Genomic DNA, 21,449 nt, shown 5'->3' with positions numbered 1-21,449 from the left:
GTTGTCCTGTAGCACTTCTATAACCCCATCCCCATAGGATTATTCGTAAATATAAAAGCCTCTTCCAGATTTCTTTCCTAGCCAACCCGCTGCAACATATTTACGAAGCAGTGGACAAGGACGATATTTACTATCTCCTAGGCCCTCATGTAAAATCTCCATAATGGAGAGACATGTATCTAAACCAATGAAATCCGCCAATGTTAACGGTCCCATTGGATGGTTCATACCAAGTTTCATGACATCGTCAATCGCTTCTTTTGACGCTACCCCTTCATATAAAGCATAAATAGCTTCATTGATCATCGGAAGTAAGATTCGGTTTGAAATAAATCCTGGGAAGTCATTCACTTCAACTGGCGTTTTCGCTAATTTGACAGTCATCTCTTCCACCGCTTTGTACACTTCATCAGTTGTAGCTAAACCACGGATAATTTCTACAAGCTTCATGACAGGTACTGGATTCATAAAGTGCATGCCAATAACTTGCTCTGGTCGATTTGTTACAGCGGCAATTTCTGTAATAGGTAGTGAAGAGGTATTCGTAGCTAAAATAGCATGTGCCTGTGCAATTCCATCAAGTTGTTTAAAAATGGATTGCTTCACTTCCATATTTTCTACAGCTGCCTCAATGATAATATCTACATCACTAGCATCCTGTAAATCTAGTGACATCGTAATGCGACCTAGAATTGCAGCCTTTTCTTCTTCTGTTTTACGACCCTTTTCTACATCGCGTGACAAATTTTTAGTCATAGCCCCTAATCCACGCTCGTAAAACTCTTGTTTTATATCGTTCAATTTCACGTCAAAGCCTGCTTGTGCGCAAACCTGTGCAATGCCAGAACCCATTTGCCCTGCACCAATGACCATTACCTTTTGAATTCCCATCAGTTCAGTCCCCCTGTTTTCGGTACTTCAATCATGATTGCATCGCCTTGCCCACCACCTGAACAAATGGCGGCAATACCGATGCCACCGCCTCGACGCTTTAATTCATGAGCAAGCGTTAAAATAATTCGTGCTCCAGAAGCTCCGATTGGATGTCCTAAAGCAACTGCGCCACCATTAACATTAACCTTTTCAGCATCTAGATCAGCTAACTGCTTACTCACTAAAGCTACCGCTGCAAAGGCTTCATTAATTTCAAACAAATCAATATCTGCTAATGACTTATTCGTCTTTTTCAACAGCTTATTAATGACTAATCCTGGTGTTTGAGGGAAATTTTCTGGCTCAATCGCTAGCTCTTCATGACCTATAATTATTGCCAATGGTTCTCTACCTTCGCGTGTCGCACGTTCCTCATTCATGATTACAAGCGCACATGCTCCGTCATTTACGCCAGGTGCATTACCTGCAGTAATGGTACCGTCCTTATCAAAGGCTGGTTTAAGCTTTGTCAGTATTTCTAAAGAAGTCCCTGCTCTCGGCGCCTCATCCGTATTCACAACAAGTGGCTCCCCTTTTCGTTGAGGAATCTCAACAGGAACGATTTCTTCTGCAAAATATCCTTTGTCCATTGCTGCTAGTGCACGTTCATGGCTACGAACTGACCAAGCATCCTGTTCCTCACGACTTAGCGAGAATTCTTTAGCTGTCGAGTTACCATAGCTGCCCATATGTGGTCTTGCTGGATCAAAAGCACATGTTAGACCGTCATAAAGCATGCCATCAACCATCGTTGAATCACCCATTCGTAAGCCCGTTCGACCATTTAACAAATAATATGGTGCATTAGACATGGACTCCATTCCACCAGCTACAATTACCTCTTCGTCCCCTAAACGAATCAGTTGATCTGCTAATGTCACTGCACGCATCCCCGACGCACAGACTTTATTAATCGTTTCTGTTTTTACCCCTATTGGCAAATTAGCCTTTATTGCTGCTTGTCGAGAAGGAATTTGTCCCTGTCCCCCTTGTAAAACCGAGCCTAAAATTACCTCATCGACTTCATCAAGTCCCATATTAGCTTTCTCTAATGCACCCTTAATTGCAATGGCACCTAAATCACTTGCATGTATTGCCGATAAAGAACCACCAAATTTACCAAATGCCGTTCTTGCTCCTGCTAAAATTACAGCTCTATTCAAGTAAAACACCCCTTTTGTTTTACGTTCTCGATGAAGTAGTGAAGCATTTTATTGACTGAACGCTCGCTCGACTTCTATCGATGAAAAATGGGAGTTTTCATTTCAACTCCCATTTCCATTTAATCTTATTCTACAAAACAATTTTTTATTGTGCAATTTATATTTTTCAGATAACTAAAATATTTCTACAATAGCAATCATTTTTCTGCGCTTATTTCACTATTCCCGTTTTGATTGGTATTTTCTACTGTCATCACAACTTCTTCCATAGTTTCTTCTACTTCCTCAGGAGAGTTGTCGACAACCTTTACCTTTTCCCCAAATACTGAACGCTCCAATAACTCTGCTACATCGAATGTGCCGATCGAGTCTTCCACTTCTTTAGCCTTTGTACCATCCTCCAGCATTGTTAAGCAGTAAGGACAGCCAGATGAAATAACAGATGCATTAGTTGCTAAAGCCTGTTCTGTACGAGCTACATTAATGCGATTGCCGACATGCTCTTCCATCCACATGAGACCGCCACCGGCACCACAGCACATGGCTGTTTCTCGATTACGTTCCATTTCGACTAACTTCACTCCTGGAATGCCACGCAAAATTTCTCGTGGTGCATCATAGACATCATTGTAACGACCTAAATAACATGAATCATGGAAAACAATTGTTTCATGTACCTCGTAATTTAATGCTAGACGATTTTCTTCAATTAACTGATTTAATAATTCAGTATGATGATAGACTTCGCCTTTCCAACCAAAATCTTGGTACTCATTTTTAAAGATATTGTATGCATGAGGATCAATTGTAACAATTTTTTTCACGTCATTTTTAACGAACTCATCAATATTTGCTGTAGCAAGCTCTTGGAATAAAAATTCATTTCCTAAACGACGTGGCGTATCCCCAGAGTTCTTTTCTTTATTTCCTAAAATTGCAAACTTCACACCGGCTTCGTTTAATAGACGACAGAATGCTAATGCAATTTTTTGAGATCGGTTATCAAATGCTCCCATTGACCCAACCCATAAAAGATATTCCATTTCCTCGCCAGACTTTTTCAATTCTTTTACTGTTGGGATATGGATTGTTGGGTCTAAATCACGCCAATTTTCTTTTTCTTTACGGTTTAATCCCCAAGGATTTCCTTGTCTCTCGATATTCGTCATCGCACGTTGCGCATCAGGATTTACTTTCCCCTCTGTCATTGTTAAATAACGACGTAAATCAATAATTTTATCAACATGCTCGTTCATTACTGGACATTGATCTTCACAGTTACGACAAGTCGTACAAGCCCAAATCTCTTCCTCTGTAATCACATCACCAATTAAAGATGGACTGTAGATATCTTCAATCACTGCACCTTCTGCACCAGCTGCCAGCGCAAGCTGATTACCCTTTGTATTGGCAAAGAATTGATAAGGTACCCAAGGTTTTTGCTTTGTGACAACAGCTCCTGTAAATGTTAAATGATCTCGTAATTTCACGATTAAATCCATAGGAGACAGCATTTTTCCTGTCCCTGTAGCTGGACACATGTTTGTACAACGTCCACATTCCACACAAGAATACAGATCCAACATTTGTTTTTGTGTGAAGTCCTGTATGCGTCCCACCCCAATAGAAGGCATATCTTCTTCACTTTCAGCATTTTCTAATGCCTCAAAATCAATGGGTGTTAAAGTCCCTGTTCGGTCTAAACGATTCATGTAAACATTAAGTGGACTTACAATTAAATGGAAATGTTTTGATTGTGGTACATACACAAGGAATGTTAATAGAATTAATAAATGTGCCCACCACATGACATAAAACACACCAGCAGCTACTGACGCAGGTAGGAAACCAAAAATAGCAGCAATACTAGATGCTACTGGTTCTGTATAGGTTAATCCCTCTCCATGCCAAATTAATCCCATACCATTCGCAAGTAACGTCGATACCATTAAGCCACCAATGAAAATTAATACAAGACCGTTTTTCCATCCACGTTTTAAACGTACTAGCTTTTCAACATAGCGGCGGTAAAATGCCCAGACAACCGCTACCAAAATCATTAAGACCACAAGTTCTTGGAAGAATGTAAAGACACCATAGAAAATACCAAGCGGTAAATGTGAGCCTGGTGCTAATCCTTTCCAAATTAAATCAATCGCCCCTAGCTGTACCATTAAAAATCCATAGAAAAACATTACATGGATTAAACCACTCTTTGGATCTTTTAATAGCTTGTTTTGGCCAAATACATTGACCATAATATAGCGAAGTCGTTCTTTTACACTTTCATCAAACTCAACCTTTTTCCCCAATTGCACATACTTATAGCGTGTTTTCAACAGATAGAAGAACAATCCTACTGCATAAAGTACAACCACGACTGTTAAGACAATGTTAGCAATTAATAATGGACTCATGGTTGGTCCCCCCTTGTTTGTCGTAATTTTTCTCTCTTTGTGATAAATTTGCTACCTCATACGGAAATGTTCATCACTTTGATATTATATTCCTATTCTAATAAATGAGTGAGCATTCAGTCAACATAAAACGGAAATATTTCTGATAATTTTATATTCTTACATTTTACAAGAAAAAAAGCCACCCTGATTTTTTTCAAAGTAGCATTTTTTACTTTCTGTAGAAAACTAAATTTTATTTTTTAAAAACATTTCCACTGCGAATATATTCAACATCCGCAACATTTAATCGAGCATTTACTACACGAGCGGCTGCAAATAAATAATCTGATAATCGATTTAAATATTTTTGTACAACTTTTGGCACATCTTCAACTTCTTTCATAAGTGTCACCATCTCACGCTCTGCTCGCCGAGCAACCGTACGCGCAATGTGTAAAGTTGCAGCTGCTGGTGCTCCTCCTGGCAAAATAAAACGTTGTAATGGTGGCGCCTCATCTGATAGTGCATCAATACGAGCCTCTAGCACCTCAATTGGTTGTTCAGTAAGCTTATAATGTCGTTCTTTCATCACGTTTGCTAGATCACCACCAGCATCGAACAGTTCATGTTGAATAGTTTCTAAATCCGTTAAAATATCCTTGAATAGCGCTTGATCTAATTCACTTACAGCTTTACCAATAAAAGAATTTAATTCATCAATAGCCCCATACGTTTCAACACGTAAACTATCTTTATCAACGCGTCCTCCTATAAGACTTGTTTTACCCGTATCCCCTGTTTTTGTGTACAGCTTCATTTCGCTCATCTCCTAAAATTGATTTTTGTAATTTCTGATAGCCTGAACCGTAGTTTCAAAAACACCCTTTGCAATCATTTTACCAACTTCCGTAATAGGACCACCATATAACATTTCTTTCCCTTTTTGAGTTGCTGCAATTAAAAGGCTATCTGTAGCAGTACCTGTAGCAATCGTTCCACTACGCTCATCACGAATATTTTCTGATTGCATAGCTTTCGTTTTCGCTTCTGTAGCTGTCATCATGGCCTGAAAAAATGCTTCCTCCGATAAACAGCCGTTGATAATTACCCATGTATTAATAGTACCAATATATGGTTTATCCTGCCTTTCGTGCACACGAGATACATCTACTGCATTCCCTACACCAGCAGTAACAGCTACTATCACACTGCCAAATGGTGCAGAAATTTCATTGATCGCCACAAGAGCTGTTGGCACTGCTGTCAGCATGACAACTGTATTCGTAGGCGAAAAATGGCCTCTTTGCAAAAATTCATTAACCTCTCTCTTTACATCACTAATCACATAATCACTAGGAACAGAGCGGTTTAACAAGCAATTATGCCATCCAATTCCAGGGTTATGGACAGCAGAGGATACCGTTTTTATAGGAATCTCTGACTGAAGCTGAATAAAGTGTTCCGTTATTATAAAATGTTCTTTTTTTATTACAGCTCGCTGTTGATAGTCGCTTGCTGCAGGCATCATCGTAATTTGCGGTTTAGGAATTTCTGGATGAGCATAAGTAGCTACTCGTGCTTGATAAATTTCTTCAATCTGAGAAGCAATTAATACTTCATGTGGTGCCCCGAAAGCTCTCATTTGTCCACTTTCCATGAGCAATAATTCATCACAATAGAGAGAGGCTAAATTCATATCATGTAATACCATCACTACCGTTAAACCACACTCCACAGCTTCCTTCCGCACCATATCTAAAATTTGCCGCTGATGGGCAATGTCTAAATGATTTGTCGGCTCATCTAGCAGTAAAATTTCCGCAGTTTGAGCAAGAGCCTGTGCAACAAAAACTCTTTGCTGTTCACCACCCGATAAGAATTCCATCGGTGTATGCTCATAACGTTTTATGCCTGTTTGCAGCATTGCATGTTGAACTGCTTGTTCATCTTGCTCAGACCAACTTGAAAAAAAGCCTGTTTGATGTGGATAACGTCCAAGCGAAATAGCCTCTCTTACACTGTTTGAGAAAGCGTTCGCATGGAGCTGTGGTAAAACAGCCATTTTTTTTGCTAAAGCACGGGCATTGTAGGAAAGAATGCTTTTTCCATCAATAGAAATCGTGCCCTCAACTGCTGGTAAAATACCACTCATTACCTTTAATAATGTTGATTTCCCACTACCATTTGGCCCTAAAATGCCAAGAATCTTTCCTTTTCCAACTGTAAAGCTTATATCCTTGACGATCGGTACGTCTTCATAACCACCTGATAGATGTTCAACAACAATCACGCCCGTACCCCCTTGCCTCTTCGTTGCTTATAAAAAATATAGGAAAAAACAGGCGCTCCAATAAATGCAGTAATGACACCAATGGGCAGTTCCCTTGGCAAGATGATGGTTCTTGCAACTAAATCACAAATAATAAGTAATGTTGCCCCATTAAAAAATGATAATGGAAGTAAATGACGGTGATCAGAACCCCAAATCATTCTTGTCATATGTGGTACAACTAACCCTACAAAGCCAATTGTGCCTGAAACAGCAACTGCTGCTCCAGTTAGCATGGAGCCACCTACTAAAATCAAATACTTACTTCGCTTTACATTGACACCTAAATGCTTCGCTCTTTCTTCCCCATATAACAAAACATTAAGCTCACGTCTCTGTGTCCACAGCATAAGGGAACCAACAATGACAAATGGGATAATCATTTGAACATATGGCCAGCCACGCATAGAAACAGAACCGAGTAGCCAGCCGATTACTTGGCGCAGTTCCTCTCCCGATAAAGCAATCATTAACGAGATTAACGATCCTAAAAATGAACTAAAGATAACACCTGTTAAAATCAGTGTTTCCATCTTTAAAGAACGGTCCACTACTCTAGCAAAGCTCATCACTATCACCATTGTAATAATCGCGCCTATCATGCTAAAGGTAGGTAAGGCATACAAGCCTACAACAGGCATAGAAATACTAAAAAAGATTGTCATGACTGCGCCGACAGAAGCACCAGATGAAATACCTAATGTATATGGATCTGCTAATGGATTTTTGAGCAAGCCTTGGAAAGCCGCTCCCGCAATGGCGAGAGAAGCTCCTACTAGCCCCGCTAAAAGCACACGGGGCAGGCGAATTTTCCAAAAGATATTGGCAGCTGTTTCATCAACTGACTGATTCCACAGCACTTCTATCGGAATATGAACAGAGCCTATAGCGACGCCACACCAGATGCTAATGATAAGAAGCGTACATGTTAATACATAGGCTGTTGCTACTTTTTTCACTTAAATACCTCAGGGTAGATAGCTTTTGCTAATTCCTCAAGGCCATCCGCTAAACGTGGTCCCTGACGGCTTGTTGTGCTTTCATCTACTTGCACAATAGCATTATTTTTCACTGCATTTATTGTATCGAAACCAGCACGCTTTGGTATTTTTGTTAAAATATCAGGTACATAACTATATGTCACCACGATGACATCTGGATTTTTTGTGATAATTTGTTCTGCACCAATTTCATACCAATTATCACCATCTGCTGCTACATTTTTTGCATGGATCATCTCAAGCATTGCGTTCATAAATGTACCTTGTCCAGCTGTATAAATATTAGGTTCATCAGAGGCTTCTACAAAAACGTTCTTAGGTTCAACGTCTTTCACTTTCCCCTGAACCTCTTCCACTTTCGCCTTCATGTCAGCAATGATTTTTTCGGCTTCTGGTAATTTCCCTGTAGCACGCCCAAGCTGTTCAATCGTTGTATAGGTTTCATTAAAATCTTGGGCATTTTTTACAACAAATACTTTCACGTCCGCCGATTCTAGCTGTGCTATAGCTGATTCCGAAAGAGACATGCTAGATTCATGAGCAAAAACGATATCTGGCTTTAAGGCAATAATTTGTTCAATATTGTACTCCATGCCACCAACTTTTTCTTTTTCAGCTACCTCTGGTGGATAATCGTCGTTGTCTGTAACCCCTACTATTTCATCCTTTAAACCTAGGCCAAACAATATTTCTGTATTACTTGGAATAAGTGACACTATTTTCTCAGGAGGAGCCTCTAGTGTAATATCCTTCCCAATAGCATCCGTTATAGTCATAGGGAATGTTGCTTCTTCCGCCTTAGATGTTTCTTGTTGTGTTTGTTCTTTTGTAGGTGTGGAATTGTCTTTTTGTGCCTCTTGTCCACAAGCTGCTAGCAACCCTATCGTTAAAAATGCCGATACCCCTATTTTCCAAAATTTCTTCATGTGAATCCTCCTTCGTTGATTTGTGCGTTCAGGTGTTAGAAATATTGTTCCATCAAAATAAGACCCCTCATCTTCGAATGATGAGGGGTCAAAATCGCACCAAAAAACTGATACAAAATCCACCATCCTATCCTCGTAGGCTGTCATGTCTATGCTATAAAGGCAGGTCTCCTGGCTTGTGCATTACGTTTTTTCAAGCCTTCCCGAAATCTTCAGTGGCATCATTTGAAAAAACTCACACTTACAGTGGCGGGACCGCATCGGAATTACACCGATTTCCCTTTTCACTTTACATAAGTAAAGAACCTTTATACTATTCAGTTGATTTTATTATACATGAAATTAAAAAAAGTCGCCTCTATCTCAAGGCGACTCCAAAGGTTATTAGACGATTTCAGCAAAATACTGTATGGTTTTCATCGGAGCACCAATCGTTCGTAATGACCAAGTTTGCTCTAAATAAACATCCGCTAGTTTGTCATATTTCCCACCAAATTTTTGTGCCCACTCAACGGCTACGACACTTTCATATAATTGAGCCATTTTTTTGGCAACATCCTTTGCTTCAAACGTTTTTGTCGCTTCATCGAGAGTACTAAAAATTTGTAAGGTTGCCGATAGTTTAGTTAATTGCTCTTGAACGATTTTCACTAATGAATGGTCTGTTAAAACTTCTAATCGCGCGCCCATCTCTTGAACAAACAATTCATGTGCCCTGTATTTATCCACTAAGCGAATAAGCTCCAAAGCTAGTATATTAGCCGTACCCTCCCATACCGTCAACACTTGCGCATCTCTCAGTAAGCGTGGTGTTACAAAGTCCTCAATATAGCCATTCCCGCCATGTAGCTCAATTGCTTCACTTGCATAATGGACCGCTTGCTCTGCCGTTTCCTTTTTCATAATGGCAATATATAAACGGTTCATGATGATGTCTTGTTCTGTTCCCTGACCACTTGTCACTTTATCGTATAATTGAATAAGATCAAAAATCGTGGCTACTTCTACATGCAGCTTAGCGGCATATTTACCTAATGTATCCTGGATCATAGGATACTGTGTTAAAGGTTTACCAAAGGCATATCGATTTGACACATAGTGCTTCGCCTCTAAGAAGCCACGGCGCATAATACCAATGGATGCCACAGCATTACAAATTCTTGATAAATTAAGCGCCTCCAGCATATAATAAATCCCTTTATTTTGATCACCAACTACATACGCGAGTGCTCCATCAAACTCAACCTCACCAGATGGAACGGCTTTCACACCTAATTTATCTTTTAGTCGTCGAATACGAAGATGGTTAGCCGATCCATCTTCATTTCGCCATGGAACTGCAAATAGGGTTAATCCTTTAGAGCCTGCTTGTGCACCCTCTATTCGTGCCAATACCATTGCAACCCCACACATCCCTGCATTGGAGGCAAAATACTTTTCACCATAGAGGCGGTATTCATTCCCCACAAGTTTTGCTTCTACTACATTCGCACCAACATCCGAGCCTCCTTGTCGCTCTGTTAAAAAAGTCGCTCCCTCATATAGCTCCATATCGCCTGTTGCACAAACATGCGGTAAGAAGCGCTGCTTAACTTCTTCCTCTGCATAATGGTCTAATAAATAGGCAGTGGCCATCGTTAACGTCACAGGGCAATAAAAACCGGGCTCCGCATGTGACAGTAAATAACCTTGTGCAAAACTATAGACATAATTCCCTTTGTGACCTAGTTGGGGAATATCTTTATGCACATAGCCAACAATCCCCGTATTATATGTCTCCTCAATTGTTTTTTTGTAGCCGTCATTGACCCATACCTCTGAAACCTCTTCGCCATAGGCATTATACCTTTGAAGGCGAGGCTCTCCTTGTCGATCAGTATGTTTCGCCCTCACGTCTATAGCACCCGCACATAGCTCACCAAAGTCCATCAATTCCCGATGCGCATAAGATAAAAATTCTTTATCCAGCATCATTTCCAACACTTTTTGAAGCGTATCATCATCTGTAAAGAAATTACTTGTGCCTGCTATTTCCTGTTGTAAAACTTTCATGCTATCTCACCTCTTGTCCTTTTAAAGATTGTTTTAAAATTTTGCCTGACGCATTCCTTGGTAGCGCTTCCACTTTTTCAAAAATACGCGGTATTTTATACTTAGCAAGCTGCCCCTCTAAATGATCTTTTAGAGCCTCTTCATTAATATCCTGTTTAGCGGAATAAACAGCCTTCACTGTCTCTCCCCATTGTGGATGTGGAACACCAACCACTGCCGCTTCAAATATCCCCTCAAAGCTTAAAAGGCAATCTTCAATTTCTTTCGGATAAATATTGACTCCACCCGAAATAATCACATCTTTTTTTCGATCAACAATCCAAATAAAACCGTCTTCATCCTTACGAGCTAGATCTCCTGTTTTTAACCAACCGTCTATAAAGGCCGCATTGGTTGCCGCTTCATCTCTGTAGTAGCCAAGCATATTACCCTCACCAAATAAAACGATTTCCCCTACTTCTCCTGCTGGTACATCTTCGCCACTGTCGTTAACAATACGTATCTCTGTACCTAAAGGTGCTCGCTGTCCAATACTCCCAGCCTTTCCTTCATGTTCCTTGCCAAATAGCAATGATCCACTTGGTCCCGCCTCTGTTAATCCATATACACATGTTAAATTAGTTGTGCGGAATGACTGTTGAATGAAACGAACCTCGTTTTCAGATAAAGGTGCACCTCCATATACCCACCATTTCATGGAGGACAAATCAGCTGATTGCAATCTTGGCATCTGTGCTGTTAATAAATAAGCAACAGGTGCTCCAAAGAAATGGGTTGTTTTTTCCTGTTCAATGGAATCCATTAATAAGTCTGGTGTAAAAGTTGGCGTTAACACATTTGTAGAGCCTACAAATACACCTGCCATTAAAAATAAATGCAATGGAGCCGAATGAGTTAATGGCATCATTAGCAATATACGGCTTTCAGGCTTGACCTCCATTTCAACTGCAATCATTTGCGTAACCGTTAAAATATTACGATAGCTAAACAATACGCCCTTTGGTTTCCCAGTCGTACCTGATGTGTACAAAATAGTCGAAGCATCATCCTCGTTCAACTGACATTCAATCGTTTGGGCACTGGCACTTTGAATGATTGTTTCATAATGAAGCCAGCCAGCTACTTGTTGTCCTGTTTTAATTTTTAACGGGATTACGGCAATATGCTGGACTGCCGCAAAAATGGCTTCATGAGCAATAATCGCCTTTGCCTCAGCATGCTGTGCCACATACTCTACTTCTTGTAATGTGAACTTAGCATTGACTGGGACGACAATAGCACCCATTCGCTGAATAGCAAAATAGCTAACGACAAACTCTACAACGTTAGGCATAAAAATCAAAACTTTATCTCCCTGCCTTACACCCTGTTCTAATAAGGCGTGACTAAAACGGGTCACTTGCTCATCTAAATCATAATAGGTCACTCTTCTACCATGACAAATAACGGCTTCCTTTGTTGGATACTTACGGGCATTACGTGCTAATAAATCGGAACTATTCATCGTGCATCTCTCCCCTTAAAGTCGTTAATTTTTCATTAAACATGCCATGCATTTGTTGTAATTCATTTCTCATTTGGGTAAGCTCAGCTATTTTCCTATCAATCTCCTGAATCTTTTGCTCTCCGTATTCAACGGTTCGCTCCAATTGCTGAATTCCTGTGCGATCAAAGTCGAAAAGTAATACCATTTCCTTGATCTCCTCCAGTGAAAAGCCGTAACGCTTTCCTCTGAAAATAAGCTTGAGTTTCGCAAATTCTTTTTTCGAAAAGGTTCGTTGATTCGTAGATGAACGTTGAGGACAAAGAAGCCCAAGCTCCTCATAATAACGAATTGTACGCGTGGACACATGGAACTCCTTAGCCACCTCTTGAATCGTCTTCATAATCTTCTCCCCCTTCCTGATTGGCAACAGTATACCATTGACGTTAACGTAAACTTCAACAAAATTTTCGAAATAAACAGAAAAATATAGTCCGAAGCAGAAATTTTAATGACTAGCCAATACTCTCGTATCATTAACTACCATTATTTAATATGTTAACTTGCTTACTATCCATATAAAAAGCCCCTAACACTTTTCCTGTTAGGGGCTAAGTTGGACTATTACATTTTCTCTGGTGCTGACACGCCGATTAAACGAAGCGCATTAGCAATTGTTGTACGAACTGCAGTAATTAATGCTAAGCGAGCTTCTGTTAGCTCTTTGTTTGAAGCATCTAATACTTTTTCTGCATTATAGAAACTATGGAAAGCAGCTGCTGTTTCTTGAATATAATTTGCGATACGGTGTGGTGTACGATGTTTAGCCGCGTCAGCTACCACTTGTGGGAAATCGCCTATTTTTTTCAATAAATCAATTTCTTTTTCAGCCGTTAATAGGTTTAGGTTTTCACTTGTAGCCGCAAAACCTTGTTCATTGGCAGAACGTAAAATTGATGAAATACGTGCATGTGCATATTGTGCATAATACACTGGGTTTTCATTAGATTGCGATACAGCAAGGTCAAGGTCAAAGTCCATATGAGAATCGCCTGCTGTTTTTACGAAGAAGTAGCGAACTGCATCTAAACCAACCTCTTCCACAAGCTCGCGCATTGTTACCGCATTGCCTGTACGTTTAGACATTTTGAATTTTTCACCGTTTTTATAAAGCTGAACCATTTGAATTACTTCTACTTCTAATGTATCACGATCATAGCCTAATGCTTGAATGGCAGCTTTCATACGTGGAATATAGCCGTGATGGTCCGCTCCCCAAATATTGATTAGTTTATCAAAGCCACGGACAATTTTATCCTCATGATAGGCGATATCTGGCGTTAAATATGTGAAAGAACCATCGTTTTTAATTAATACACGGTCTTTATCATCACCAAAAGTTGTTGAGCGGAACCAAGTAGCGCCATCCTCTTCAAACACATGACCATTTGCTTTTAATTTATCTAATGCCACTTCAATTTTTCCGTTTTCATATAGAGACGTTTCAGAATACCAAACATCAAAGTTTACACGGAAGTTTGCTAGGTCTGTTTTTAATTTATCTAATTCTAACTCTAAACCATGCTGACGGAAGAATGCAAAACGTTCTTCATCTGATTTAGTTAGCATTGCATCACCATGCTCTTTTGCTAGCTTGCCAGCAATTTCAATAATATCTGGGCCATGGTAGCCGTCTTCTGGCATTTCAGCATCCAATCCTAATGCCTGCTTATAACGTGCTTCTAATGAGTATGCAAGGTTATTAATTTGGTTCCCTGCATCATTAATATAGTACTCACGAGAGACACTGTAGCCAGCCATATCTAATACATTACATAATGAATCTCCAACAGATGCCCCGCGCGCATGTCCTAAATGAAGATCTCCTGTAGGGTTAGCCGAAACGAACTCTATTTGAATCTTCTCCCCTGCGCCTGCATTTGAACGACCATAGTCTGCGCCTTGCTCGAGAACCTGTGTAACTACCCCTGTTAGGAAATCTTTACGCACTGTGATATTCATGAAACCAGGACCAGCAATATCAATTTTCTCAATATCTGTTCCTTCAGTATCCAGATTTTCTAAAATAGCTTCCGCAATTGCACGAGGTGGCTTCTTCGCTAACTTTGTTAATTGCATAGCAATGTTTGTTGCATAGTCACCATTTGCTTTATCCTTTGGTGTTTCCAGGTGAATTGTTAATTCTGTGTCAGCCTCCACTAAGCCTGCTTTTTTCACGGCTTGAGCCAACGCTGCTTTTATAGCCTGTTGTACTTGTTCTACTGCGTTCATCATTGTACCTCCGTAAATGTAATATCTAATGTATAATTGCCAACAGATTGCCCACCCATTAGTAAATCGTACTGTACATGGAAATCTCCGCTTACTGCCCTGTTCGTAAACGACATTTTCTTCGTGTCGATCACGAGTGGCATGGAGCCAAACTCACCTTCATAATGCCCCTTTTGCTGTTCAATTATGTTCAGTGGTAAACGCATACTGACAGCTCCAGCACGCATAATAAGCGCCTTCTCATGGCCTAACTTCATAGTCGTGCGGATGGTTTTATCCTCCTGCACCTCATCATATTTCAAATACAAGCTTCCTGCTTTTTCAAGTAGCTGCCCTTTGAGCCGCATTTCATAACTTTCGGATTCTCCATCACTTGGGCGAATCGTAGAAATGAGCTTAATATTTACTTGCGATCTTACTTCGTTCGCCATAACGGACGCTCCCTTTTTAGTCTTTTACTATAACCTTTTTATTATAGGATGAATACCATTGTTTTTTCAAGATAGAAGTCAACTAGAGCGCAACTACTAAGGATAATAGAACAATAAAAAAATCCTCCCTTCTAATGAAGAGTGGATTTTTGCCATTTATCTATACAATTTTTTAACAATTAATTGCTGAACCGTTAATAATAAAGCACTTACTGTCCAATATATTGGAATAATGGCTGGATTAAACAAACTAAAAATAAGGATCATGATGGGATTAATGAACATCATAATCTTCATATTTATCGGTTGATTTTTATCTAACGAAAGCCAGCTTTGCATGAAGTAGATGACACAAGCAATTATTGAAATCCCGATATCCATTGTGCCCAAATTCATCCAAAGGAAATTTTCACTGGCAATCACTGTATCTAGCTTAATCGCATAGTACAGTGAAAATAACACGGGCAATTGAATGATGATTGGTAAACAACCTAATAATGAGCTTTTCAATGAATCTGAAGTTAATTCTTGTATTTTTTGTTGCACCATTATTTTTTCAGATTCGTCATGACTATTCTTCAATTTAGCAGTAAGCACATCTAGTTCAGGTTTAATGGATGTCATTAATTCTTTTGAATGTTTTTGGTGCTTGGCCGATTTAATAAAAAGCGGCATAAGTACTGCTCTCACTGCAATCGTAATACTAATAACACCTATGGCATAGCTTCCTGTAAAAGAATGGATAAAATGAACGAAATAAATAATTGGTTGCGTTAAAAAAGTAAACAATGATTCTCCTCCTAGTTTTAAAGTTTACATCAAACTAGGAGACACACTTTCTTCCTCATTGTTTTCTGACGTTCTTATACATAGAACGAACCACGTTAGCAAAGGTGGAGTCCAAGTATTAGTGATGTCATAATCTACTTCAATTTCTTCATCTTGTATGTCTTGAACCATGAATTTATTGGCGAAATATAGCTGTACATTAACACACAGAACTGTTAGAACGAACGAAGCCAATAGCCAAAAATATTCCATTGTACTCATAAAAATAAATATATCATTCACGAGAAGAGACCAAATCACAATACCCCTCCTTCCCTTTATATATATAAAAAATTATATTCGTATTGTGAATATTGAGTCAAATAATACCTTTACTTTTTTGAAACGACTAAAAAAATGGGGCTAGCCATAGCTACCCCCATCTAATCATGTTTATTTAAATTATTTTACCCAGCCTAAAATCATTTCACGTAATAGTTTAGAAGCTGTGTTAGCTGTCATTTCAGATGTGTCATAAATAGGTGCTACTTCCACCAGATCAAAGCCTACAACATTTACGCCGCTTGCTGCAATGGCATGAATGGAAGCTAGTAATTCTTTCGCAGTAATACCACCGCAATCAACCGTGCCAGTTCCCGGTGCATGAGCTGGATCTAACACGTCGATATCGATCGTTACGTAAACATTACGCCCCTCCAGCGTTGGAAGAACTTCCTTTAACGGCTCTAGTACTTCAAATTTAGAAATATGCATACCGTTTTCCTTCGCCCATTCAAATTCCTCTTTCATTCCTGAACGAATACCAAATGAATATACATTTTTAGGTCCGATATGTTCGGCAATTTTACGAATTGGTGTCGAGTGTGATAGTGGCTCTCCCTCATACTCCACTCGTAAATCTGTGTGAGCATCAAAGTGTATGATAGCTAGGTCATCATATTTAGCAGATACTGCTTTCATGACAGGCCAAGACACTAAATGTTCTCCTCCCATACCAACAGGGATTTTGCCATCAGCTAGTAATTTTTCAATGAATTTTTCAATTTCATCTAATGAACGTTGTGCATTCCCAAATGGTAGTGGAATATCACCTGAATCAAAATACTTTACTTCCTCAAGCTCACGATCTAAATATGGGCTGTACTCTTCAAGACCGATAGATACCTCACGGATACGTTGTGGGCCGAATCGTGAACCTGGACGGTAACTAACTGTCCAATCCATCGGCATACCATAAATAACTGCCTGAGCATCCTCATATGTAGGATGACTTTTTATAAATACATTTCCTGAATACGCTTCATCAAATCTCATTGCTAGACCTCCGTTATAAATAAAATATTATTTTAAAAAACAACTTATCTTAAAGTCCATCTATGATGGCTTACAGGATTGTAATGAAACCTGTATCCTTTTATCCTCGTATACATTATTGGAACGTCTAGCAAATTTCGATTAAAATCTACAAAGTATGTTGTTCTTGTCGAATGCCAGCGTTTCAAGTAGTACAAAAAAAGTATAGATGTTTTTGAATAAAGTGCAATAGTTTTTAGGTAGAATTTCGATTAAAGATGAATGTTCGAACACATACTAACGGTAAGTTCGAAGTTGTGAGAAAACGAGGTGAAAGTCGGATGAAACGAAAAAGCTATCATCGAAAGCAAAAGCGTGTAAAGCGCACACGGAAATCACTTACTTATTTTGTCGCCTTTGCAACTGCAATTGTCGTAGCATTTGTAGCACTACGCATCTATGTTCAAGTGGCTGGTGCACCGCCTTTAACCGTACCGAAAGCCTCAATTTTCTTAGATGAAAATGAGAACCAAATTGGAGACCACTTTACAAATCAAAGACGTTATTGGGTTGGTCTCGATGAGATGTCACCTTTTTTAAAAGAAGCAGTAGTAGCTGTTGAAGATAAAGATTTTTATAAACATGGTGGCTTTGACTATTCTCGTATTGCTGGTGCGATTTTAGTGGATATTAAGGCTGGAGGAAAGGTACAAGGAGCTAGTACAATTACCCAGCAATATGCGCGTAACCTTTATCTTTCTCATGAGAAATCTTGGACACGTAAATTAAATGAAGCTCTGTATGCTTATAGATTAGAAGTTTTTTATGATAAGGATGAAATATTAGAAGGTTATTTAAATACGGTTTATTACGGTCATGGCATGTACGGGGTGGAAGCAGCCAGTCGATTTTACTTTGGCAAGTCTGCCCGTGATTTAACGCTTGCAGAGGCAGCCATGTTAACCGGTGTACCAAAGGGTCCAAGTATCTATTCGCCAATTGCTAATTTGGACAAAGCTACAAATCGCCAACATGTTATTTTAAAGCTTATGGCAGATCAAGGAGCTATTTCACAAGAAGAAAAAACACGTGCGGAAAATGAACAACTTGTATTGAAAAATGACAGTTGGGTAGCTACCAAATCTGTTGCCCCTTATTTCCTAGATGTTGCTTGGCAAGAAGCGAGTGAAATTTTAAAATCAAAAAATCTGGATATTAGTGAGGGTGGCTGGACGATTCAAACAACCTTGAATCTTGAACATCAAAAAGCAGCCGAAGAAGCAGTGGCAAAAAACATGCCTGCTGATGATCTTCAAACAGCCTTTGTTAGTATGGAATCAAAAACTGGTGCTGTAACAGCATTAGTAGGTGGTCGTGACTATGCAGTAAGTTCATTTAACCGTGTGACACAGGCAAAACGTCAGCCAGGGTCTACCATCAAGCCTATTTTATATGCGGCAGCTTTAGAAAATGGGTACACTCCGCTTACTTTTTTAGATGTAGGTGAAACAACTTTTACCTATGATAATGGACGTGGGACGTATGCCCCTAAAAATGTAAATGGGCAGTTTGCTGATCACGATATGACTATGGCGCAAGCTATTGCTATCTCAGATAATATTTATGCTGTAAAGACTTTAGAAGACATTGGCTTCAAGGAATTTCACGATATGGCGAACCGTTTTAATGTAGGCATTGGTGCAAAGGATAATTTATCAATTGCACTTGGCACGATTGAAACTACGCTATATGAAATGACAAATGCTTATAATGTTTTAGCATCACAAGGGCAGCAAACGACTCCGACAGCAATTGTATCTATAAAAAATGCTAATGGAGACGTTATTTATGAAAACAAAGGTGTGACGAAAAAAACGGAGACAGCTATTTCCAAAGAGAATGCATTTATCTTAACAGAAATGATGACAGGTATTTTTGACCCCGTATTCAGCGATTACTCACCTGCCACAGGTATAAGCATTCGCTCACGCATGACCCATACTTATGCAGCAAAATCAGGGTCTACCAATAGTGACCAGTGGCTTATCGGTTTTACACCAAGTCTAACTGCTGGTGTCTGGAACGGCTATGACCAAGGGAAAAACCTAACGACAAAAGAAGATACTGCAGCGACAAAGCAAATATGGATAGACTTTATGGAGACTGTTAATAAAGGGACAAAAAATGAAGATTTCAAAAAGCCAAAAGCTGTTGAAGGCGTTGTTATCGATATCGAAACAGGTAAATTAGCGACTGACGCATGTCCAAAACAACGACTTGTCTATATGGAATCTAAGGATGTACCAACTGAGAAATGTACAAACTTCGACATTCTTGACAGTAATACATGGGGAGAATTTTGGAATATGCTACCGTTCTCCATATTTAAAGACTAAAAAAAAAACAAACAATCATCCGGAAACCTTTTTAAACCTAATACGTTTTAAGTTATGAAGGCTCTCGACAAAGTAACAGATAGATATACGAAAAATAAGAAAAGCTTTCTCTTCCCCGGAGACGTGTCCGTGGGAACAGAAAGCTTTTCTTTTTATGGTTTGCGAAGTATGAGCATCATGGGGCATTTGGCTTGGGTTGTTCAAATGCCGCATAGCGCTCATCACTTTCGCGAAACCAAGTGTCCTAGCTTACTAAAATGTAAGCTCTGCCTCAAGTTTACTTTGTTTCAAACTCACTTTCAACCTAATATCGAAAACGATTGCAAAATGTCACAGTTTGTTCAATCATTAAAGGGCTATTCGACAAATAAGTCTTGACGCAATTGCTCGCTACTTCGCTCCCACAAGTCTGGATTAAGTTGTTCTAGGAAAGAAGCTAACACTTTTTTAGACGGTGTATCCATATGCTCTACGATAATATGACGCTTCATGGATTTATCCATTTTATTCACATGATCAGCCAAAATTTTATAGCCACGGCGTTTTTCACGGTTCACTACCATTTCACAAGCTGTTATTCCCGCATAGTAAGGTCCATCCTCTTTATGATCAATTGTCACCCATACTAGCCAATATGGCTTGCCACCCTCTGAATCCGCACGATCCGTTGTAAATTTAATTCCGCGTTCCACATCGCTACGCGCATGCATAGCACCAATCTCAACAGATGCTGTTCCCTCTTCCACATCTATAATGACTGGCGATACATTTTCTAACGAAAGCGAACCAATCCCAAATCCCTTATGTCCATCAGTTGGGTCATTTTTTATAATAGTAAAGCCCATTTTTTGTTTTGGTTTTTCTTCATTTGTCATACTTAAATATCCTCCATTCTGCTATTATAAAAGGAAGCATATAGCCACAATTATCATGGCACTATGCCTCAACGCAAGTAAGAAGTTTATACTACTTTCTTATAAACTAACTATACAACATTATTCTATAAAGGAGGCAATATTATGCCATACGTAACAGTTAAAATGCTTGAAGGTCGTACAGAGGAACAAAAACGTGCCCTTGTAAAAGAAGTAACAGAGGCCGTTTCTCGCACAGTGAATGCACCTGCAGAAAATGTAACAGTTTTTATTGAAGAAATGTCTAAAAACCATTACGGCGTTGCTGGCGTTCGTTTGAGTGATAAATAAATTGAACTTGGGTAGAGCCGCCTAACGCTCTACCCATTTTTAAACGTTTCAATATTTCGTTACTATTGCTAGGATGTGATCAAAGATTAATGAAAAGGAATAAACTTAAACTGGCCTTACTTCTATGTGCGCTTATCATCGGCTTGTTACTAATATTTATCACACCTATTCAAAACGCGCTGATTGCACGTATGAGTGACCAATTCAACGCAGTAGAGTACAGCACTGACGATATAAAAAAGAACAACCAACTAGATGCGAATTTTGAGTTCGAAGCCGTGCAATCACTGTCCATCGCCGAGGTTCTCCAAGCGCAAATAAATGCTAGTAAAATGCCTGTTATCGGCAGTATTGCCGTGCCTAGTGTCCATATGCAGCTTCCTATTTTAAAGGGAGTAGGCAATGCTGTTCTTGCTATTGGAGCGGGTACGATGAAGCCCAATCAGCAGCTCGGTCAAGGAAACTATGCTTTGGCAGGTCATTATTTTGAAGAGAAAGATATTTTATTCAGTCCCCTCTATCAAGCACAAATTGGCGATATTATTTATGTCACAGACATGAGTAATGTGTATGAGTATAAATTAGCGACTAAAAAAATTATTGCAGCAACAGATGTTTACATCGTGGATGATATCCCCAATCAGACGACGTTAACCTTAATTACTTGCGCGGAAAAAGGCTCCAAACGACTGGCTCTACAAGCAGATTTTGTGCAAAGCTATTCTTTAGAAAATGCCAAAGGAACCTTTTAAATCAC

General features: G+C 39.4%; 19 protein-coding genes and 1 riboswitch. Of the genes, 3 read left to right on the top strand and 16 right to left on the bottom strand.

Features of this window, described 5'->3' with window-relative positions; all coding sequences use genetic code 11:
• Positions 1-39: 39 nt before the first annotated feature.
• The 15 genes from KVT27_RS17565 to speB all read right to left on the bottom strand — a co-directional run bounded on the left by KVT27_RS17565 (position 40) and on the right by speB (position 17,112).
• Positions 40-891 carry a 3-hydroxybutyryl-CoA dehydrogenase gene (locus tag KVT27_RS17565; protein ID WP_036122989.1) on the bottom strand — a complete coding sequence of 284 codons (852 nt, stop codon included), beginning with the start codon at positions 889-891 and terminating at the stop codon, positions 40-42.
• Positions 891-2,096 carry an acetyl-CoA C-acetyltransferase gene (locus KVT27_RS17560; protein WP_036122987.1) on the bottom strand — a complete coding sequence of 402 codons (1,206 nt, stop codon included), beginning with the start codon at positions 2,094-2,096 and terminating at the stop codon, positions 891-893. The genes KVT27_RS17565 and KVT27_RS17560 overlap by 1 nt, the downstream gene beginning before the upstream one ends.
• Before the next feature lie 197 nt (positions 2,097-2,293).
• Positions 2,294-4,513 (bottom strand): heterodisulfide reductase-related iron-sulfur binding cluster, encoded by a 2,220-nt coding sequence (locus tag KVT27_RS17555; RefSeq protein WP_217581686.1) that lies wholly within the window; start codon positions 4,511-4,513, stop codon positions 2,294-2,296.
• Between the two features lie 235 nt (positions 4,514-4,748).
• The gene (locus tag KVT27_RS17550; RefSeq protein WP_004231536.1) at positions 4,749-5,312 is read right to left on the bottom strand and encodes a cob(I)yrinic acid a,c-diamide adenosyltransferase; all 564 of its coding nucleotides are present in this window, start codon (positions 5,310-5,312) and stop codon (positions 4,749-4,751) included.
• Between the two features lie 12 nt (positions 5,313-5,324).
• A complete protein-coding gene (locus KVT27_RS17545) occupies positions 5,325-6,785 on the bottom strand; it encodes an adenosylcobinamide amidohydrolase (RefSeq protein WP_150908219.1) in 1,461 nt (486 codons plus the stop codon).
• The gene (locus KVT27_RS17540; RefSeq protein WP_036122974.1) at positions 6,782-7,783 is read right to left on the bottom strand and encodes a FecCD family ABC transporter permease; all 1,002 of its coding nucleotides are present in this window, start codon (positions 7,781-7,783) and stop codon (positions 6,782-6,784) included. The genes KVT27_RS17545 and KVT27_RS17540 overlap by 4 nt, the downstream gene beginning before the upstream one ends.
• A complete protein-coding gene (locus KVT27_RS17535; RefSeq protein WP_036122970.1) occupies positions 7,780-8,751 on the bottom strand; it encodes an ABC transporter substrate-binding protein in 972 nt (323 codons plus the stop codon). Before KVT27_RS17535 ends, KVT27_RS17540 begins: the two co-directional genes overlap by 4 nt.
• 144 nt (positions 8,752-8,895) lie before the next feature.
• A riboswitch (cobalamin riboswitch) is annotated at positions 8,896-9,076 on the bottom strand.
• 59 nt (positions 9,077-9,135) lie between these two features.
• Positions 9,136-10,803 (bottom strand): acyl-CoA dehydrogenase family protein, encoded by a 1,668-nt coding sequence (locus KVT27_RS17530; RefSeq protein WP_217581685.1) that lies wholly within the window; start codon positions 10,801-10,803, stop codon positions 9,136-9,138.
• Between the two features lies 1 nt (position 10,804).
• Positions 10,805-12,307 (bottom strand): class I adenylate-forming enzyme family protein, encoded by a 1,503-nt coding sequence (locus tag KVT27_RS17525; protein WP_036145224.1) that lies wholly within the window; start codon positions 12,305-12,307, stop codon positions 10,805-10,807.
• Positions 12,300-12,689 carry a MerR family transcriptional regulator gene (locus tag KVT27_RS17520; RefSeq protein ID WP_036145223.1) on the bottom strand — a complete coding sequence of 130 codons (390 nt, stop codon included), beginning with the start codon at positions 12,687-12,689 and terminating at the stop codon, positions 12,300-12,302. Before KVT27_RS17520 ends, KVT27_RS17525 begins: the two co-directional genes overlap by 8 nt.
• Positions 12,690-12,910: 221 nt before the next feature.
• On the bottom strand, positions 12,911-14,578 hold the full coding sequence (gene argS / locus KVT27_RS17515; protein ID WP_036145222.1) for an arginine--tRNA ligase: 1,668 nt from the start codon (positions 14,576-14,578) through the stop codon (positions 12,911-12,913).
• Complete coding sequence (locus KVT27_RS17510) at positions 14,578-15,009, bottom strand: YwiB family protein (protein WP_036122956.1); 432 nt, start codon at positions 15,007-15,009, stop codon at positions 14,578-14,580. The genes argS and KVT27_RS17510 overlap by 1 nt, the downstream gene beginning before the upstream one ends.
• Before the next feature lie 156 nt (positions 15,010-15,165).
• Entirely contained in the window at positions 15,166-15,798 is a 633-nt protein-coding gene (gene yidC, locus KVT27_RS17505) for a membrane protein insertase YidC (RefSeq protein ID WP_036122952.1), read from the bottom strand.
• Positions 15,799-15,822: 24 nt separating this feature from the next.
• On the bottom strand, positions 15,823-16,098 hold the full coding sequence (locus KVT27_RS17500) for a hypothetical protein (RefSeq protein WP_036122950.1): 276 nt from the start codon (positions 16,096-16,098) through the stop codon (positions 15,823-15,825).
• A gap of 141 nt (positions 16,099-16,239) precedes the next feature.
• On the bottom strand, positions 16,240-17,112 hold the full coding sequence (gene speB / locus KVT27_RS17495) for an agmatinase (protein ID WP_217581684.1): 873 nt from the start codon (positions 17,110-17,112) through the stop codon (positions 16,240-16,242).
• 320 nt (positions 17,113-17,432) lie between these two features.
• Here speB and KVT27_RS17490 point away from each other — a divergent pair, with 320 nt between their 5' ends.
• Positions 17,433-19,487 carry a transglycosylase domain-containing protein gene (locus KVT27_RS17490; RefSeq protein ID WP_036122944.1) on the top strand — a complete coding sequence of 685 codons (2,055 nt, stop codon included), beginning with the start codon at positions 17,433-17,435 and terminating at the stop codon, positions 19,485-19,487.
• Between the two features lie 356 nt (positions 19,488-19,843).
• Here KVT27_RS17490 and KVT27_RS17485 read toward each other — a convergent pair whose 3' ends face one another.
• Positions 19,844-20,362, bottom strand: a complete 519-nt coding sequence (locus KVT27_RS17485) for a YwhD family protein (RefSeq protein WP_036222524.1) — start codon at positions 20,360-20,362, stop codon at positions 19,844-19,846.
• 144 nt (positions 20,363-20,506) lie between these two features.
• On the opposite strand from KVT27_RS17485, the gene KVT27_RS17480 reads away from it, so the two are divergent.
• Positions 20,507-20,692, top strand: a complete 186-nt coding sequence (locus tag KVT27_RS17480; protein ID WP_012292709.1) for a 2-hydroxymuconate tautomerase — start codon at positions 20,507-20,509, stop codon at positions 20,690-20,692.
• An 89-nt stretch (positions 20,693-20,781) separates the two neighbouring features.
• Positions 20,782-21,444, top strand: a complete 663-nt coding sequence (locus KVT27_RS17475) for a class A sortase (protein WP_036222521.1) — start codon at positions 20,782-20,784, stop codon at positions 21,442-21,444.
• The last annotated feature ends 5 nt before the right edge of the window (positions 21,445-21,449 follow it).

Origin of the sequence: Lysinibacillus sp. GbtcB16 (assembly GCF_019091145.1) — a bacterium.
GTDB lineage: Bacteria > Bacillota > Bacilli > Bacillales_A > Planococcaceae > Lysinibacillus > Lysinibacillus fusiformis.
This window is presented reverse-complemented; position numbering and strand designations above follow the sequence as displayed.

Coding starts and splice junctions, on each gene's coding strand:
- KVT27_RS17490 (WP_036122944.1), top strand. CDS start 17,433: ATGAAACGAAAAAGCTATCATCGAAAGCAAAAGCGTGTAAAGCGCACA.
- KVT27_RS17530 (WP_217581685.1), bottom strand. CDS start 10,803: ATGAAAGTTTTACAACAGGAAATAGCAGGCACAAGTAATTTCTTTACA.
- KVT27_RS17485 (WP_036222524.1), bottom strand. CDS start 20,362: ATGACAAATGAAGAAAAACCAAAACAAAAAATGGGCTTTACTATTATA.
- KVT27_RS17480 (WP_012292709.1), top strand. CDS start 20,507: ATGCCATACGTAACAGTTAAAATGCTTGAAGGTCGTACAGAGGAACAA.
- KVT27_RS17565 (WP_036122989.1), bottom strand. CDS start 891: ATGGGAATTCAAAAGGTAATGGTCATTGGTGCAGGGCAAATGGGTTCT.
- KVT27_RS17520 (WP_036145223.1), bottom strand. CDS start 12,689: ATGAAGACGATTCAAGAGGTGGCTAAGGAGTTCCATGTGTCCACGCGT.
- KVT27_RS17555 (WP_217581686.1), bottom strand. CDS start 4,513: ATGAGTCCATTATTAATTGCTAACATTGTCTTAACAGTCGTGGTTGTA.
- argS (WP_036145222.1), bottom strand. CDS start 14,578: ATGAACGCAGTAGAACAAGTACAACAGGCTATAAAAGCAGCGTTGGCT.
- KVT27_RS17475 (WP_036222521.1), top strand. CDS start 20,782: ATGAAAAGGAATAAACTTAAACTGGCCTTACTTCTATGTGCGCTTATC.
- KVT27_RS17535 (WP_036122970.1), bottom strand. CDS start 8,751: ATGAAGAAATTTTGGAAAATAGGGGTATCGGCATTTTTAACGATAGGG.
- KVT27_RS17510 (WP_036122956.1), bottom strand. CDS start 15,009: ATGGCGAACGAAGTAAGATCGCAAGTAAATATTAAGCTCATTTCTACG.
- KVT27_RS17525 (WP_036145224.1), bottom strand. CDS start 12,307: ATGAATAGTTCCGATTTATTAGCACGTAATGCCCGTAAGTATCCAACA.
- speB (WP_217581684.1), bottom strand. CDS start 17,112: ATGAGATTTGATGAAGCGTATTCAGGAAATGTATTTATAAAAAGTCAT.
- KVT27_RS17550 (WP_004231536.1), bottom strand. CDS start 5,312: ATGAAGCTGTACACAAAAACAGGGGATACGGGTAAAACAAGTCTTATA.